At 68.5% G+C, this 15,985-nt stretch carries 4 protein-coding genes; 2 read left to right on the top strand and 2 right to left on the bottom strand.

Annotation, left to right across the window (positions count from 1 at the left end; all coding sequences use genetic code 11):
- Positions 1–328 precede the first annotated feature (328 nt).
- Both ACFSXZ_RS31235 and ACFSXZ_RS31240 read left to right on the top strand, forming a co-directional pair.
- A complete protein-coding gene (locus tag ACFSXZ_RS31235; protein WP_378269053.1) occupies positions 329–3,424 on the top strand; it encodes an ATP-binding protein in 3,096 nt (1,031 codons plus the stop codon).
- A 567-nt stretch (positions 3,425–3,991) separates the two neighbouring features.
- Positions 3,992–5,401 carry an FAD-binding oxidoreductase gene (locus tag ACFSXZ_RS31240; RefSeq protein WP_378269055.1) on the top strand — a complete coding sequence of 470 codons (1,410 nt, stop codon included), beginning with the start codon at positions 3,992–3,994 and terminating at the stop codon, positions 5,399–5,401.
- Between the two features lie 61 nt (positions 5,402–5,462).
- On the opposite strand, the gene ACFSXZ_RS31245 is transcribed toward ACFSXZ_RS31240, so the two are convergent.
- Positions 5,463–14,738 (bottom strand): WXG100-like domain-containing protein, encoded by a 9,276-nt coding sequence (locus ACFSXZ_RS31245; protein ID WP_378269056.1) that lies wholly within the window; start codon positions 14,736–14,738, stop codon positions 5,463–5,465.
- A gap of 235 nt (positions 14,739–14,973) precedes the next feature.
- Positions 14,974–15,813: a TauD/TfdA dioxygenase family protein gene (locus tag ACFSXZ_RS31250; protein WP_378269058.1), complete on the bottom strand. Its 840-nt coding sequence runs from the start codon at positions 15,811–15,813 to the stop codon at positions 14,974–14,976.
- Between the last annotated feature and the right edge of the window lie 172 nt (positions 15,814–15,985).

Here is a 15,985-nt window from a genome sequence, read left to right on the forward strand (position 1 = left end):
GCCGTATTCGACCGCGGTCGCGGCCGAGGCGGCCGGAGCGATGACGAGCAGCAGGCCGGCACTCACGACCAAGGTGATCACCAAACGACGCAGAGTCCTCATCGCGGTCCTGCCTTTCCGGATTTCTCCACGGTTTTCCCGGTTGCCCGGTGTCGTCGATCGTATCCCGACCGGGTCCCGGTTTCCGCCAGGTCTACCCGGACGGCCGCATAGGTTGCATATTCATCAACCGCGCCGGAAAGCGCGTCAGCGAAAATCAGCTCCCGCTTCACGCGCGAGGTCGGGTCGGCCGGGACTAGCCTGTCGTCGGAGGAGGCCGAGAACACCGATGTTGCATGTCTCTCTTCTGGGGGAGCAGGCGATAACGGACAGTACGACCGGCACGGTCCGGCCGTGGTCACCACGGATGGCCGCGCTGGTCGCGTTCTTGGTCACGCACGCCGGAATGCCGCAGAGCCGGCAGCGGATCGCGGAACTGTTCTGGCCGGATTCCACGCCCGCCCAGGCGTTGACGAACCTGCGCCGCGAACTGCACCACCTCCGCAATGCCCTCGCCGACGATCCCGCACTCGTGGTGACCGCCAAGGATCTGTGCTGGCGTGACGGTGGAACGAGCCGGGTGGACGTGCGGATTTTCGAGGCCGAACACTCGGCCGCCCTGGCTTCGGCTTCGGCGGGCGAGGTCGGGTCGCTGGCCGCGCACGCGACGGCGGCGATCGCCGAATATCGCGGCGAGTTGTTACCCGGCGTGTACGAGGATTGGCTTTCCGAGGCCAGATCCGACCTCGAACGCCGGTGCATCGAGCTTTGCGACCTGGTGTGCCAGGCCCATTCGGCCGGGAACGACCTTCACGGTGCCATGGAGGCCGCACGCCGCCGCATCCGGCTGAGGCCGCTGGAAGAGGTCGGCTACCGCACCTTGATGGCCCTGCAGGCCGAGCAGGGCGATGGGGCTTCAGCGGTGAGCACCTACCACCACTGTGCGTCCACTTTGGAGCGTGAACTCGGCATCGTGCCGGATCAGGCGACCCGCGACGCGTTGCAGAGCGTGCTGAGCCGGATGCGACCGGAGGACAGCCCCGTCACGGTGAAACGCGAGCGCCCGGCGGCGCGGTCCGGCTTCGCCGTGGCCGAGTTGGTCGGGCGTGCGCGCGAACTCGGTTTGCTCGGCGAGTTGTGGCGGACGGCGGCCGGGGGCAGCCCGAGCGTGGTGCTGGTCCGGGGTAGTCCCGGCGTCGGCAAGAGTCTCCTTCTGACCGAGTCGGCCCGGCGGGCGCTGCGGCAAGGCGCCGTCGTGGCGGGCAGCCGGTGTTTCGGGACTCCCGGACGACTCGCGCTGGCGCCGGTGGCCGACTGGTTGCGCGCTCCCGCCACGCAGGCCGTCGTGGCGGCGCTTGATCCGGTCTGGCGCGCCGAGGTCGGGCGTCTGGTGCCACCGGGCGACGGGACCGGCGAAGGGCGGGAGGCGCGGCCCGGCCTGCGCACCCTCGCGGACTCCTGGCAGCGCCACCGATTCTTCGAAGGGCTGGCGCGGGCGCTTCTCGGTACCCGCCGCCCGCTTCTGCTGCTCCTGGACGACATGCAGTGGTGTGATCAGGAAACGTTGGCGTTCCTGACCTTCTGCCTCGGTTTCATGCCCGACGCGCCGTTGATGGTGGCCGGTGCGGCACGGGAAGAGAACCTCGGTGAGCAACCGGCGCTCCTGGACTGGTCGGCGCGCATGCACACGGCGGGCGTGTTCACCGAGTTGCGCCTGGACCCGTTGGCAGCAGGCGACACCGCCCGCCTGGCCGAGGCGATCGCTGGGCGGCCCCTCCCCGCCGAGGAGCGGGACCTGGTGCACGCCACCACGGGTGGCTTTCCGCTGTACGTCGTCGAGGCGATGCGCACGCGCGCCGACTCCGGCGGCGCTCCCCTGCCTGCCGGTGGCCTGACGGCCGTGCTCCGCGGCCGTCTGGAGCAGGTCTCCGGCCACGCGCGCGAAGTCGCCGGCCTCGCGGCCGCGGTGGGCCAGAACTTCACGCTGGACCTGCTGACCGAAGCGAGCGACCTCGACGCCGGCACCGTCGTCCGGGCGGTGGACGAGTTGTGGCAGCGCCGGATCATCCACGAACTGCCCGACGGCTACGACTTTTCCCACGATCTGCTTCGTGAGACGGCCTACGCCCAGGTCAGCCCACCGCGGCGATGGCTGATGCACCGACGTCTCGCCGAGGGCCTCGAACGCGCGCAGGCCGGTGACACGGACCGGGTTTCCGCCCGGCTCGCCGAGCAGTACGCCCGCGGCGGTCGTCCGGACCGGGCGGTGACCTACTACCGGCGCGCCGCCGAGATCGCGTCGAACAGGTTCGCCCACGGCGAGGCCATCCGCCTGCACGACGAAGCGTTGTCGATCGTGCGCGCACGAGCAGATGACGGGGAAGAGCTGGAAATCCTCGAAGCCCAGGCGGCCCCGCTCAACGCGGGACAGGGATTTTCTTCGCCCGAGTTGCAACGGGTACTCGAACGTTCGGTCGACCTCGCCGAGCGGCTTCACCGCACCGAATCCCTGCTGACCGCGCTGGTCGGACTGTGGGCGACCCGGTTCGTCCAGGGAAACAGCACCGACGCCTACGAGGTCGCCTCGCGGGCGCTGGCACTCGCGAAGGACGGGTCCGAACTGAGTGCGTCGGCCCACTTCGCCTTCGCCGGTTCGGCGCTCAGCCTGGGGAGGCAGGCGGAGGCGCTGCGCCATTTCGCGCGCGCCGTCACGCGCACGGGACAAGCGCATTCGCTGACCATCGGCACCCGGCCGGACGTGCACGGCACCGCCTGGGCGGCACACGCGCACTGGCTTCTGGGCCAGGACGACGAAGCCGAGGCGAGTTGCCGCCACGCGATGGATCTGGCGCGGAGCACCGGCCACCCCTACAACCTGGCGCTGGCGCTGGGCTACGCGGGCATCACGTATCACATGAGCGAGGACCTCTCCGCGATGACAGAAGCGGTCTCGGAACTCCGCACGCTGTGCGAGCGCTACGGATTCGCCTACTACCGCGAATGGGGGTTGATTCTCGACGGCTGGTGCCGTGGTGACGAGCACGGCATCGAACTCGCCCGGCGCGGCATCGACAACCTCAAGGCGGACGGCGCGTTCGCGAGAATGCCGTACTGGCTGTCACTTCTCGCCGATCTGGAGGCACGAAACGACCACCCCCAGGCGGCGCGAGCCACCCTCGACGCCGCGCTCGCCGCCGCCCACGCGCACGAAGATCTGTGGTGGCTGCCCGAAGTGATGCGTCTCCGAGCCGCCTACGACGGCCGGGAGGCGGCCACCGGACGGCTGCGTTCCGCCGCCCGCCTGGCCGAGGCCCACGGCAGCATCGCACTCCTGCGCCGCTGCGAGCGCGACCTGGCCGTTCCGGACGGCGTTCGTCGCCGCTGAGCCGTTCGGGCCGTTCGGGCAGTTCGCGGTCGTTGAGGCTGTGTTGTGGTCGTTGGGTTCAAAATGATGGGAGTTCCGTGTCGTCGTCGGGAAAGGCTTCCACCACGCGACATCCCCGCCACCGCCCACTTCCCCACCACATCACCCAGAAAGGACTCCAGACAGGACACCACCTCCTCACCCCCACCCCGATCGACAGCCGACGACGTCACGACACCACCCGGACGCGGCGGGGGCTGCCCCAACGGTCCCGACGGCACACGAAAGAGTGACATAGGAGTGTGCGGCACGGGGATGTTGCTTGAGTGGCAGGCAAAACAACGCCTAGCGATGGAGCAACTGCCGCGGAGACTGGTGCCGGAACAGCTCCATTCAGCCCCGCCACCGTTCACCGGGATACCACCGCCTGCCTCGCTCCTGCCGAGATCACCTGACATGCCTGACTGCACACATCGCGAGAACTTTCCCGCGGCGGGAACGCGCCGCGAACGCTCTCCGAACGCCCCGCTCCTAGCTTCGGTGTCAGACGCGCTCGAAAGCGAGTGCACGAACCCGAAGGAAACCGGTATGACTGCCACACCGACCCTCACCAGCAGGCCGTACGAGGACCTGGCCGCCCTCCTGCGCGGCGAGATGATTCTGCCCGGCGACACCGGATACGACGAAGCACGCGCGGTCTACAACGCCATGATCGACCGGTACCCGGCGGTCGTCGTCCGCTGCCGGGACGCCGCCGACGTGGTCGCCTGCGTGCGGTTCGCCCGCGAACACGGGCTCGAGATCGCCGTGCGCGGCGGCGGGCACAACGCCGGGGGGCTCGGTGTCTGGGACGATGCCCTGGTCATCGACCTTTCCCCGCTGCGGAGCGTGAACGTCGATCCGGTGAACCACACCGTGCGCGTGGACGGCGGGTGCACCTGGGGCGACGTCGACCACGCGACCGTCGCCTTCGGCATGGCCACCCCGTCCGGATTCCTCGCTTCCACCGGTGTCGGCGGGCTGACGCTCGGCGGCGGGATCGGGTACCTCTCACGGCGATTCGGGCTCACCGTCGACAACCTCCTCTCCGCCGACGTGGTGCTCGCCGACGGTTCCTTCGTCACCGCGAGCGACACCTCACACAGCGATTTGTTCTGGGCACTGAGGGGTGGCGGCGGGAACTTCGGCGTGGTCACCTCGTTCACCTTCCGCTGCCATGACATCGGGGAGAACGGTGTGATCATCGGCGGTCCAATCATGTACGACCTCGCCGACGTCGGCCAGGTCATGCGCTGGTACCGGGAACTCCTGCCGTCGCTGCCCGAAGAACTGAGCGGATGGCTCGGCCTGATCACGATTCCGCCCGCGCCGCCGTTCCCCGAAGCGCTCTGGGGCCGCAAGGCCTGCGCGATCATCTGGTGTTACACGGGCTCGCACGCGAACGCGGACGAGGTACTCGAGCCGGTCCGGTCGTACGGATCGCCGTTGCTGGACGGCCTGCAGGCGATGCCGTTCACCGTCCTGCAACAGACCTTCGACGCTCTGTACCCGGCCGGGCTCCAGTGGTACTGGAAGGCGGACTTCTTCCGCGAAATCTCGGACCCGGCGATCGCGGTGCACCGCGAGTACGGCGAGCGGTTGCCCACCGGGCATTCCACGATGCATCTCTACCCCATCGACGGGGCCACGCGCCGCGTGCCCGCCGACGCGACCGCCTTCCCCTACCGCGACGGCGGCTGGGCCGGGGTGATCGTCGGCGTCGACCCCGATCCGGCCAACGCGGAGGTGATCACGCGATGGGCACGGGACTACTGGAACGACCTGCACCCGACGTCGGCGGGCGTGGCCTACCTCAACTTCATGATGGACGAGGGCCAGGATCGCGTCCGGGCGTCCTATCTCGGCAACTACGACCGGCTGGCCGGGATCAAGCGGCGGTACGACCCGGACAACGTGTTCCACATCAACCAGAACATCAAGCCCGCCCCGAACTCGTGAGTCCACAGAGGAGGAATCCGGTCTCGCCCGGGGAGGAGGCGGGCGAGGCCGGGTTCCGGCGTCACAGCAGGGCCTGGACATCCGGTGGCAGGTCCTCACGTTTGACCGGCAGCGGGTGACCGGACGGCGGGAACAGCAGCCAGCGCGGAGGATCGTCGGCGTTCGGGCCGATCACCAGGGCGATCACGTCCCGGACGAGCGTCGCGGACAACTCGGCGACGAACGCCGGGGACGCCACGACCGAGGCCACCAGCCGGAGGCCGCCCAGCCACGGCGTCAGGCGGCCACCGATGCCGGGCAATGGGATGTCCTCACCGTTGTCGGCGGCCACGCGCATTCCGTGTTTGCGCTTCTCGTCCTCGTAAACGAGGAGATCGAAGGAATCGGCGTCCTTGCCGGGCGCGACCGGCGCTCGCGATGGCGCGATCGGAAGCGGACCCCCCTCGCCGTCGGACACGAGCGCGTAGACCGGGCCCGAATCGGCCCCCACTTCGCGCAGGTCGTCCAGCGTCATTCGCTCGACGGTTCGGGTCGGGACGTCCACAAGGTACAGATCGTTCCCGCTCCGCACCAGGTTGACCGCGCGGCCCGAGCGAAACCCGTCGTCGGACGCCTTGCCCGAAAGGACCCACACGACCGCCCTCGCACCAGGTTCGGTCAGGCGACCGGCGACCTTCACCAGTCCCTCACCGCCTCTGCCGGTGAACACCGGCGCACGATTCATCAGATGCCGGCCCGAACCGGGTACGGCGGCGGCGAGAGCACTCGCCACGGGCGGCGCTCCGTCCCAGGTCTCGTCGAAGGCCAACGCGTCAGGCAGCCCGTGAAGCTCGGTGAGCAAAGAACCGTCCGGCAACGACGCGACGACATCACCACCCTCTTCGGAAACATCCACACTGAAATCGGATTCTCCGTCGCTGGACATCAGTTCGGCGAGATCCGCTCCCGACAGCCCGCCACCGCGCAAGGTCACGGCCAGCTCGGATCCGGCCTTCTTCACGCCGTCGGAGGACCACACGTCACCGATTTCCGCAATTCCCATGCGCCGCGCCAGATCCTCGTGGATGCGCACATACAGGTCCTCCTTCGAGTGCACCACGGCCACCCGATCCGGACTGGAGAACAGGTCCGCCACCCGGTTGGACTTGTGCCGCGACGTCTCCACATAGATGTCCGCGTCCGCCTTGACCAGAAAGAACCGACCGGTGTATTTGGTGCCCTGTACCTGGAACGTTCTCCCCAAGGTCGCGTAGACGAGCCGGTCGTGGCTGGGCAGCCCGCCCGCGTAGGGAAAGGTGCGCACGGTGACCGGGTTGTTGTCCCCCACGTTGGGCGCGTCACCCGAGCCCATGGTGGGGTTCGTCTCGCCGAGCACGTGGCCCTCGACCTTGCTCGAACCGTACGGCCGGGAGGTCTCGACTTCGTGAATGATCTCCAGGTAGACCCCTTCGGGTGGCTCCTCGACGATCTCCAAGCTCCGGTAGTCGAGGGTCAGCTTGAGGTCGAAGAGCTTGTCGAACGGCACATGCTTGCTCGCCACGACATTGCGGGTCTGGTAGTCCTCGCCGGTGGCCATGGCATGCAAACCGCCGTGCAGAGAGGTTCCCGACGTCATCAGGTTCAGCACGTACTCCGCCGCGCCGCCTTCCCTGGTATAAGCGGACTTCGCCGCCACCGCCGCGTCCACGGCTCGCGGAGTGGCGATCCCGCGCGACAAGGGCTTGGCCGAAAACAGCGCGTACACCGCCTTTCGCACCGCCTCGATGGTGTAACGGCCGATCGCCTCCGGATGAAACCCGTCATCAGGCCGGAACAGGGGTTCGCGGCGCGGCCGGGTCGCGACCACTTCGATGGCCGGCCGGTTCGCGGGCGCGGGCAGCGGCGGTGCGACGGTGCGGTCCGGTGTGGAGAAATCGACCGCGCCGGGAAGGTGTACCGGCTGGGTCGTTTCCCTGTCCCAGTCAATGAGGTCCGGCACGCCGAGCGCCAGCGTCTCGAAACCCGGCATGGGCTTGCGGCGCCGCGAGACGCGCAGGGAATAGGTCACCTCACGGTGGTCCGAGGCGACCTTGTCGGATTTGAGCTGCGAGGTCGACTTGACGTTGAGACTCGTCGGTTCGATCACCTGTTTCCGGCTGGTGCGGCCGACGGTGGGACGCGGGGCGAACGAGCCTTGCGGGGCGCCGGTCCCCGGCTTCCCGGGAACCGGTGTGCCGTCGGGTCCGAGATGGCCGGGCGACACCGGCGCCTTGGTGCGGTCGGTCAACCCGGTCTCGAACAGGAACTCGCGTTGTTTGGTCGTAGTGGTCTGGTCCAGCTGGGTGGTGGTCAAGTACCCGACGTTGATCAGCGCGTCGGACTCCAGCGGTGCGACGGCGGGCGTGGCCGGGGGACGATCCGAGGGGGCCGCGGTCACGTCGACATCGACGACGTCGTCGAACAGGACATCCGACGCCGCCACCTGGATCGGCGTGCGGCCTCCGCCGAAGAGAACGTTCCGCAGGTCGACATAGCCGTGCGGGGTGGCCAGCAGTTCGCCGACCTGATCCAGGACCCGTTGCCGCCATTCGCCCTTCACACCCAGTTCGTCGAGACGTGCCCGGACACCGGCGAGCGGATCGTCGCCGTGCAGCACCGAGTTGATCACGTTGGTCCCGTTGTGCGAGGCGTACCCGCCGTCCGCGGGCATCAACGTCTGAGCAGGCACCCCCTTCTTCTCCGGCGGTTTCTCCGCGGGCACGGCCGCGGCGAGTTCGGGCGGAACCGGCAGGCCCAGCGACTTGTACAACTCGGCGGCATGCCGCGCGGGAAGCTGGACCACCGTCCCGTTCGGTTCGTCCACGGTGACCGGCAGTTCGTCGAACGTGCTGGTGTGGAAGAGATTGCGGATCTTCATATCGGCCGTGAAGGTCGACCGGGTGTCGAAGACGAGAAACGCGGTCGGGCCCTTGTATTCGTTGCTCTGCTTGTTTCCCGGCAACGCTTCGTCGACGTGGTTGCGCGCCCGGTCGTAGCTCCCGTTCGCGCCCGCACGGATGTTTCCACCCAGTTTCCCGAGGCGCTTCGGCACCACCGAGACGTTGAACCGGCCCCCGATCCCCTTGCTCCGGTTGAGGGCCGAGCTCACCACCGCTTCCCCGTTCTGGTTGCGTTGCAACCGGCCCATCGCGCGGACCGCGACCAGGCGTGGCGCGAAGTGGGCCTGTGCCACGTCGAGCCGCCCGGTGAGGTCGCTGATTCGCCCGCTCTGGACCATGTCACCGGTCCCCGACGACTGGCCGTTGAGACCGAGCGCGGTGATGCCCCGCGCGCTCACCCGCCCCAGCACCTGAGAAATCGCATGCCGCGCGGCATTGTTCAACCGCACCAACGACGACATCTTGTACCAGTAGGTGGTACTGGTCTCCCGGCCTTCCTCGGTGCGGGTTTCGGTGAAGCGCCGGGCGCCCGGCGCCGGCCAGGTACCCCCCAGAAACGGTGACTCCCGCGATGCCTTCCCTGGTCCGGAAATCGGGAAAACCCGCTTGGCCAATGCTATTTCCACCGCTTCGATGTGGTTACGAGACACATGAACGTCCTCGACGGCGGCGTACTCGCCGAGCGCCGCCGGATTGATCGGCACCGCGTCACCCGGGGGCCGCGGCGGCGCCCCCAGATAGAGACCCGGCTTCATCGTGCTCTCCGGCAGCGGACTGCTCGCCCAGTCCACCTTGTCCACCGGCACCGCCACCCGGATGGCTCTGGCGACCGTCCCCCGGACCACCCCGGCGGCCGATTGGTCCGAATCATTGGGCAACACCTTGATCGACGGCTCGCCCTCGACGGCGGCGAACGCCTTTTCGACCGCATCGCGCGGCGGCTCGGTGAGCCGGCGACCGGCCGAGCCCTCGCCGAAGCTCGTCATCATGCCACCCAGAACCCAGCGCTGGAACCGGTTCGGCTTCTTGGTCGTGCTGTGCACGGCGTAGACCGTCACGGTGCCGTCCCAGTCGCGGAACTCGCCCTCGTACGTGCTGACACGGGCGTCCTTGGCCAGACGGCCCGGCTTGCCGGCGCGCGTGTTGTCCCAGTTGGCCGTGATGGCCGCGGCGGGCAGGCTCCGCGACGACGTCGCCGCGCCCTGATAAGGCTCGGGATCACCCTCTTCCGGGTACGGCTTCCGTGCGTCCGGATTGTCGTCGAAGACGGGACGCACCTCGCCGCCGAAGCCGGCCTTGGCCGACCGGGCCGAGGTGGTGGTCCGGCGCCACTGGACGGTCGTCTTGTCTTCCAGCTTGAGCTTCATCAGCCCGGACGGCTTGGTGTCCTCCGGCGGTACCGGCACCAGGCGGACGTCCAGCGTGTGCTCGCGATCGCCCTCCGACCAGGTGATCTGGTGACCGCCGTACATCGCGTCGGAGACCGCGACGTGGGCCGCGTCCGGAGTGCCGAACTCGGCCTCGACCGCGGCCCGCCCGGTCTCGCTGAGACCTTGTGAAGCCACTCGGGCGATCTCCTTGGCCTTGGGTACCGCGGCGATGTCGTCGGTGCCGAACACATAGCGGCGCGCGCCGCTCCCGGACACCTTCGCGCGTCCCTGCAGGTTTTCGGGAAGCGGCAGTCCGGCGGCACGGGCCACGTGCACCGGCATCACCGCGTAGCCGGTTTCCCCGGCGTCGATCCGGTAGATCAGCATGTGGTGGACCGCGTTGTGGATCTGTTCGCGGTCGATGACCCGGTTGAGCCCGCCGGTGAGTCCGTTGCCGACCTCACCGAAGAAGCCGACGAACCAGGCACCCCAGTCGTGTTGCATGCCGCCGAACACGCCGACACCCAGCGTGCCGTCACTGCCGCCGCTGCTCGAGGCGTTCCGGGACTGTTTCGTGGTCGTCTTGATTTCCCAGCCGGGAGAAGTGCCGACGTAGCTGATCCGCGCCTTGCCTCTCAGGTCGTCCGGCACATCGACACCATGCTGTCGCAACGCGGCGACCGCCTCCTCGGTCAGCGTCCGGGATTCGGCGGTGCCGCGCACGACTTCGGCGATTCGCAGTCCCACGTCGACGGTCGCGACCACGGGTTTTCCGCCCTTGCGCCGGAAGGTGAGCGCCATCCTGGTGTCGAGGGCCGGACGGTCGGTGGAGGTGTGCTCGCGGGTGATCGAGCCCGACGAGTCGAACTTCCGCGTCCCGCGCCCGGTCGCGCCGATGAACGCGGAGGGGCGCACCACGCCGATCGGGATGGCCGCGCTGAGCGCCGCGGTGACCGGCTCGAAGACCATCAGCGGAATCCGCACGGGCAGGTTCCGGGACGAACCGTCGCTGTGTGGCTCCGTGTGCTCGCTGCTTTTCCGCAGGAACGCCGCGGGAGGAAGCGAAGTCGAAGGCTTCGTCCGGCTGTCCGCGGGGCGGTCCAGTTCGACCGCCGTCAACTCGATCGACACGGGCCCGTCCGGTCCCTGGATGGTGAGCTGCCGTTCGTTCATCGCGTCGACCAGGCCTTCGCCGCCCCGCGCCGAGATCTCGTCGAAGACGTGGCTGGGAGGCAGGCCGGTCGCCTCGGCGACGGCGGCGACGACTTCGTCCAGCGACCCGAGGTGTTCGATGCCGAGCAGCGAGCCCGGCGGCACACTGGACAGCAGGGTGAACATGGCTTCGGTCTGTCCCTGCTTGGCCGCGCTCTTGGCTTCGCCCTTGGCCTTGGCGGCGTCCGCGGCCGCGGTTTCCGCGGTGTCACGGCTGGTCTCGGCATCCGACCGGGCGGACATCGTGGTATCGAGGGCGGCAGCCGCCTCTCGGGCATAGCCCCGGACGGTCTCCCCGATCAGGTCGAGCTCTCGCCGGGCCAGCCGTGTTCTCTCGTCGGACTCGCGCGCCGCGATCCTCGCTCGGTCCAGTTCGCCCAGCTTCTCGTCCCTGATTTCGATGAGATCGGCACGTTCGCCGGCCGGATCCGCCCGGTGCCGGGCCGGCTGCTCCGGTTCGGTAAGGCTCGGCTCCTCGCTCTCGGGGACTTCCTTGTCCTCGGGGACTTCCTTGCCCTCGATGACGTTCGTGCCGTGATCGGTGGCGGCGGGCTCGATCCCCAGGACAGCGGAAACCTCGGCGGCGACGGTCTTTCCGGCGAACGCGGCCGCCGGGCGCGAGGAAGCGATCACGGTGCCGGCCGTCAGCTTCTCCCCGAGGAATTCGGGTTCGGCGAGCTGATCCAGGCCGGTGATCCGCCGTTCGAGCTCCTCGACCTCCCTGGCGAGCCGTTCGACCGCGGACCGGTCGGCTTCGAAGGCACGGATCGCGTCTTGGTATTCGGTGACCGCGTCACGCACCAGCTTCACCGTCGAGTCGACCGCGATCCGCGCCGCTTTGGCGGCCGCGTTGGCCGTCTTCAGGCGCTTCGCGGCCGCCGTGTGCGCGTCGGTGGCGCGGGTCACGGCACGCCGGACCCCCTCGACGGCCTCAGTGGCCGCGCGTTCGGCTTCCCGGGCCGCCTGCGCCGAGACCTCCGTGCCACGAAGGTAACGCTCGGCCACATCCAGCCGCCGCTGCGCTTCCTCGACCACCGCGACTTCCCTGGTCACGTCGATCCGCGGAGCCGGTGTGGACGGCCGGCTCGCCTCCTCACCGAACTCCCACCCTTCGGCGCCTTCGCTAAACCCGGCGTGGCCGGAACCAGCGATGGTCTCGACACCACCGGGGGTTCCGGAATCGGCGACATACCGGAAATCAACGACATCCCGGTCGCCGGCCCCAGAGGTGGCTTCGAGGCCGCTTTCCGAAATGGCACGTTCCGCGGGACCATTCCCCGAACCGATGACGTCCTCGAAAGCACCGATTTCCTCGGAAGCGCCGACGTCCTCGAAGCCGGCGATGTCCTCGAACCGGAAGCCCGTGACGTCCCGGAAATCGGCGGCCCCCTCGAACTCGACGGCGGCGGCTTCCGTGAACGCGGTGATTTCCTCGACCTGGAATGCAGAAGCTCGTTCGAAGTCGGCGACGATGTCGAAGCGGAAGGCGGCGGCTTCCTCGAAACCGGCGGGTTCCCCGGCGGCGGCGAAGGTCTGATCGCGCGGCGCCCGTGCGGCCTCCAGCGCTTGCTGGGCCGCTCCCAACGCGGTCCGGGCTTCCGCTACGCGCAGCACACCGGTCTCCCGCGCCGCCTCCGTGCCGATCACGCCGCCCGTGGCCACCCGCAGGGACTCGACGGCCTCCGTCAGATCACGCTCGGCCTTCGCGCGAGCGAACCGCGCACGCCCGACGGCCACTGCCGCGGCGTCACGCGCCGCCGCGGCGTCCTCGGCAGCCTCCGACGTCGCCTGGATCTCTTCGGCGTAAGCGCTCTCTTCCGGAACGGGGTCCTCATGGGACAGTCCGGCCGCTTCGGAGGAACCTCCGGGGAATCGAAGACGGCTCAACCACCGCGAACTGGGCACACCGAGGCCGGTCGCGGTATCGGCCGAGTACCGGGACACGGACTTCCTGTCCATGCCCAGGCGCCGGTAGGCGACCACCAAAGCGAGAGCGTCGAGCTGCTTCGCATTGAGCCGCCCCACCCGGAAGGTCTGTCGGACGATCTGCATCGCATCCTCCATCCGGGCAGTGCTCCGCGAGAGCTGTCCTCCCGTCTCCTTCTCGATGTGCTCGGCGAACTTGCCGACCTCCTCCCATGACTTCGGTGTACCGCCCGGCTGGTGTCCGGTGAAAGCCTGCTGCGCCGGAGTCACGAGCGATTGCCCGGCTGACGCGGTCACCGGCATCGCCTGCTGCTGCGACCACGACGGACCCGAGGTCAACTCCGGAGCGGTCGCCTTCGGTTCCAGTTGGGTCTTCCCGATCTCCGTCTGCGGGGGTCCTTGCTGCGCCAGACCCTGCTGAGCCGGTCCTTGCTGAGCCAGGGGTCGCTGCGCCAAGGGTTGCTGCGGCGGGCCCTGCTGCGGCGGTCCTTGCTGAACCAGAGGTTGCTGCGCCAAAGGTTGCTGCGGCGGGGCTTGCGTCACCCGATTGTCCACTGTGGATCGCTCAGACCGGGCCAGCGGCTCGTTCCGTCCTGCCAGGCCGCCGGCTGGCGTGGAGCCGAAGTCGCCCACCGTCCCTCGCGCCGGAGCGTGCCCGGTACCGGCGACCGTCGCCGGAACGGAAGTGCCGGCGATGAACGGACTCCGGTCGTACTCCCGAGGCCGGGGTACGGCCTCGTACCGGCGTCCGCCGTCGTCGTGTGGGCCATCGGCGGGTGCGTCATCGGCGGGTGCGTCATCGCGCGGCCCCTCGGACAGGTCGTTGTACGACCGAGGCACGGGAACCGGCTTGTACTCGATGTCGTCACCGTGCCCACCACCGCGGGCGAGCCGCTTCTTCACCGCCCGGTTCGTCGCGTGCGCGATCAGCGAGATGCCTGCCAGGTTCGCCAGCTTGAGGATGATGTGCCCGAAAAGATGACCGGCGACCCGCCCCACGCCGGAGGACGCTCCCGCGGTGAAGTCCGCCCAGTTCACCGCGAACTGATGGGTCAGGATGGCCGTCGAGATGGTGGCCGTCGAGCCCTCGTGCAGGGACTCGTGAAGGACATGGGCCAGGCCGTCGGCGAACGCCTTGTGCCAGTCCCGGAAGCTGTGTGCCCGGCCGAACACCGAGTCCAGCATGGTGGTCAGCGTCCTGCTGATCCGGTGGCCCAACGCGCTCACGGGCAAGGCCAGGAATCCCCCCACCGCACCCACGACAGCGGCATCGGAGAGGTATTCCTTCGTCCAGTGGTCCCGCTTGTGCTGAGCGAACTGGATCGCCTGGGCGCCCACCGCGACCACCATCTGGTTGCCCATACTGGTGACCATGCCGGCCAGGAGCGCCCGGCCGGCCCAGCCGATCTTGTCCAGAAACGCCAGTTTCGACCTGAACCACTTCATCAGCCGCCGGAAGAGGCGCCGCACCATCTGCAGGCGGGAGCTGAACCACACCATCGGTACCGGCCCGAAGAAGGCCGACATCGCCGTCGCCCAGGCGAATTCCGCGGCCAGCGTCGACAGTTCGAGGATGATCACGTACTTCATGTACTCGACATCCAGCGCCAGCTCGCACAGCATCTCGCCGAGCTCGTCGAAGAAGGCCGCCCCCGAATCGAGGTAGTTACCCTGCCCGTCCACGAAAGGACTCATCACCGCCGCGAAGGCCGCCGCGGCCTGCCCTTGGAAACCGTCCCGGATCGCCGCCACCGCACGACGCAGGTCCAAGGCCATTCCCCGTAGTCCGCTCGCCGCGCCACGCCAAGCGGCACACAGTGCGCGCAGCGAATCCTCGTTGGCGTCCGGGAACTCGTCACCGGTGACGATCAGGAACCACAGGCGTGCCTCGTCACTGACCATCAGGGCCATGAGTTACCTACGCCCGCACTCGCGCCCCGATGCCACCGCCGGTCAGCTACTTGCCCGCGTCGCCGCAAAAGCCTCCATGCTTTGTACACGCCGGGGATCGAGCGGACAGTTCACCAGCCGGAAAAGGCGAACGCGGAGATGAACCACCGCGGACCGGCAAGTGAATCTTTGCCGACAATAAGAAAAAGGCCCGCCACACAGTCCATAAAGGACCGTGTGGCGGGCCGGTTCGGGCTCAGCGACTGGTGGCCGCGCTCAGCACGCCTTCCTCGTGATGCGGCCAGCGGGCCGGCTCACCGGCCGGCTTGTCGCCCAGGATCGTGACGCGGCGGCCGACCCGGCGCTCGGTGTAGTCGTTGACCGCGTAGTGCTGGGTGGCCCGGTTGTCCCAGACGGCGACCGCACCGGGGACCCAGCGGTACCGGCAAACACGTTGCGGGCTCTCGGAAACGGTGAACAGCTCGTTCAGCAACGCGTTACTCTCGCTGGGGGTCAGCTGCGGGATGCGGCGGGTGAACATCCGGTTGACATAAAGCGAACGGCGGCCGGTTTCCGGATGTGTGCGCACCACGGGATGTTCGGCCTCGCTCCGGTACGACCCGTTCGGATGCTCGAAGACATGCACCGCGGTGAGCCCGTCGAGCATCTCCCGCATCGGCGCGGACAACGCCTCGTAGGCCAGATACTGGTTGCTCCACATGGTGTCGCCACCGGCCCTCGGGCACTCCACGAGCTGGAGCACCGACGCGATCGGCGGCGAGGGGCTGAACGTGACGTCGGTGTGCCAGACATCGGCACGCACCCCCTGATCGGAGTCCAGCACCACCATTTCGTCGTGCCCCGGGACCTTCGGCAGGAACGGGTGCACCTCCAGTTCGCCGAACCGGCGGCCGAACGCCTTGTGCGCCTCCGGTTCGAGTCCGGCGGCGTCCGGGAAGAACAGCACGAGGTGGGTCAGCAGCAGCTCCCGCACGACGGCGAAATCGGAGTCGGTCAGTTCCCCGAGCGGCACGCCCCGCACTTCCGCGCCCAGCGCCCCGGAAATCCGGACTACGTCGAAACGGCTACCGGTCATCGTTTTCCGCCTCTCCACAACGTTTCCACAGCGTATTGACAGCGTATTTTCGCGTTTTCACGGCACGACAGTAAAGCCGTTCTCCGGCCGAAGAGAAATACCCGCTCCGATTGACGCGGATTGTTTTCCGATGGCAGGCTGAAGCTGCCGGACATCGTTTCCGGCGGTGCCC

The organism is Amycolatopsis pigmentata (assembly GCF_042684065.1).
Taxonomy (GTDB): Bacteria; Actinomycetota; Actinomycetes; order Mycobacteriales; family Pseudonocardiaceae; genus Amycolatopsis_E; species Amycolatopsis_E pigmentata.

Bases quoted from the DNA above. Each gene is read 5' to 3' on its own strand.
- ACFSXZ_RS31235 (WP_378269053.1), top strand. From the start codon at position 329: ATGTTGCATGTCTCTCTTCTGGGGGAGCAGGCGATAACGGACAGTACG.
- ACFSXZ_RS31240 (WP_378269055.1), top strand. From the start codon at position 3,992: ATGACTGCCACACCGACCCTCACCAGCAGGCCGTACGAGGACCTGGCC.
- ACFSXZ_RS31245 (WP_378269056.1), bottom strand. From the start codon at position 14,738: ATGGCCCTGATGGTCAGTGACGAGGCACGCCTGTGGTTCCTGATCGTC.
- ACFSXZ_RS31250 (WP_378269058.1), bottom strand. From the start codon at position 15,813: ATGACCGGTAGCCGTTTCGACGTAGTCCGGATTTCCGGGGCGCTGGGC.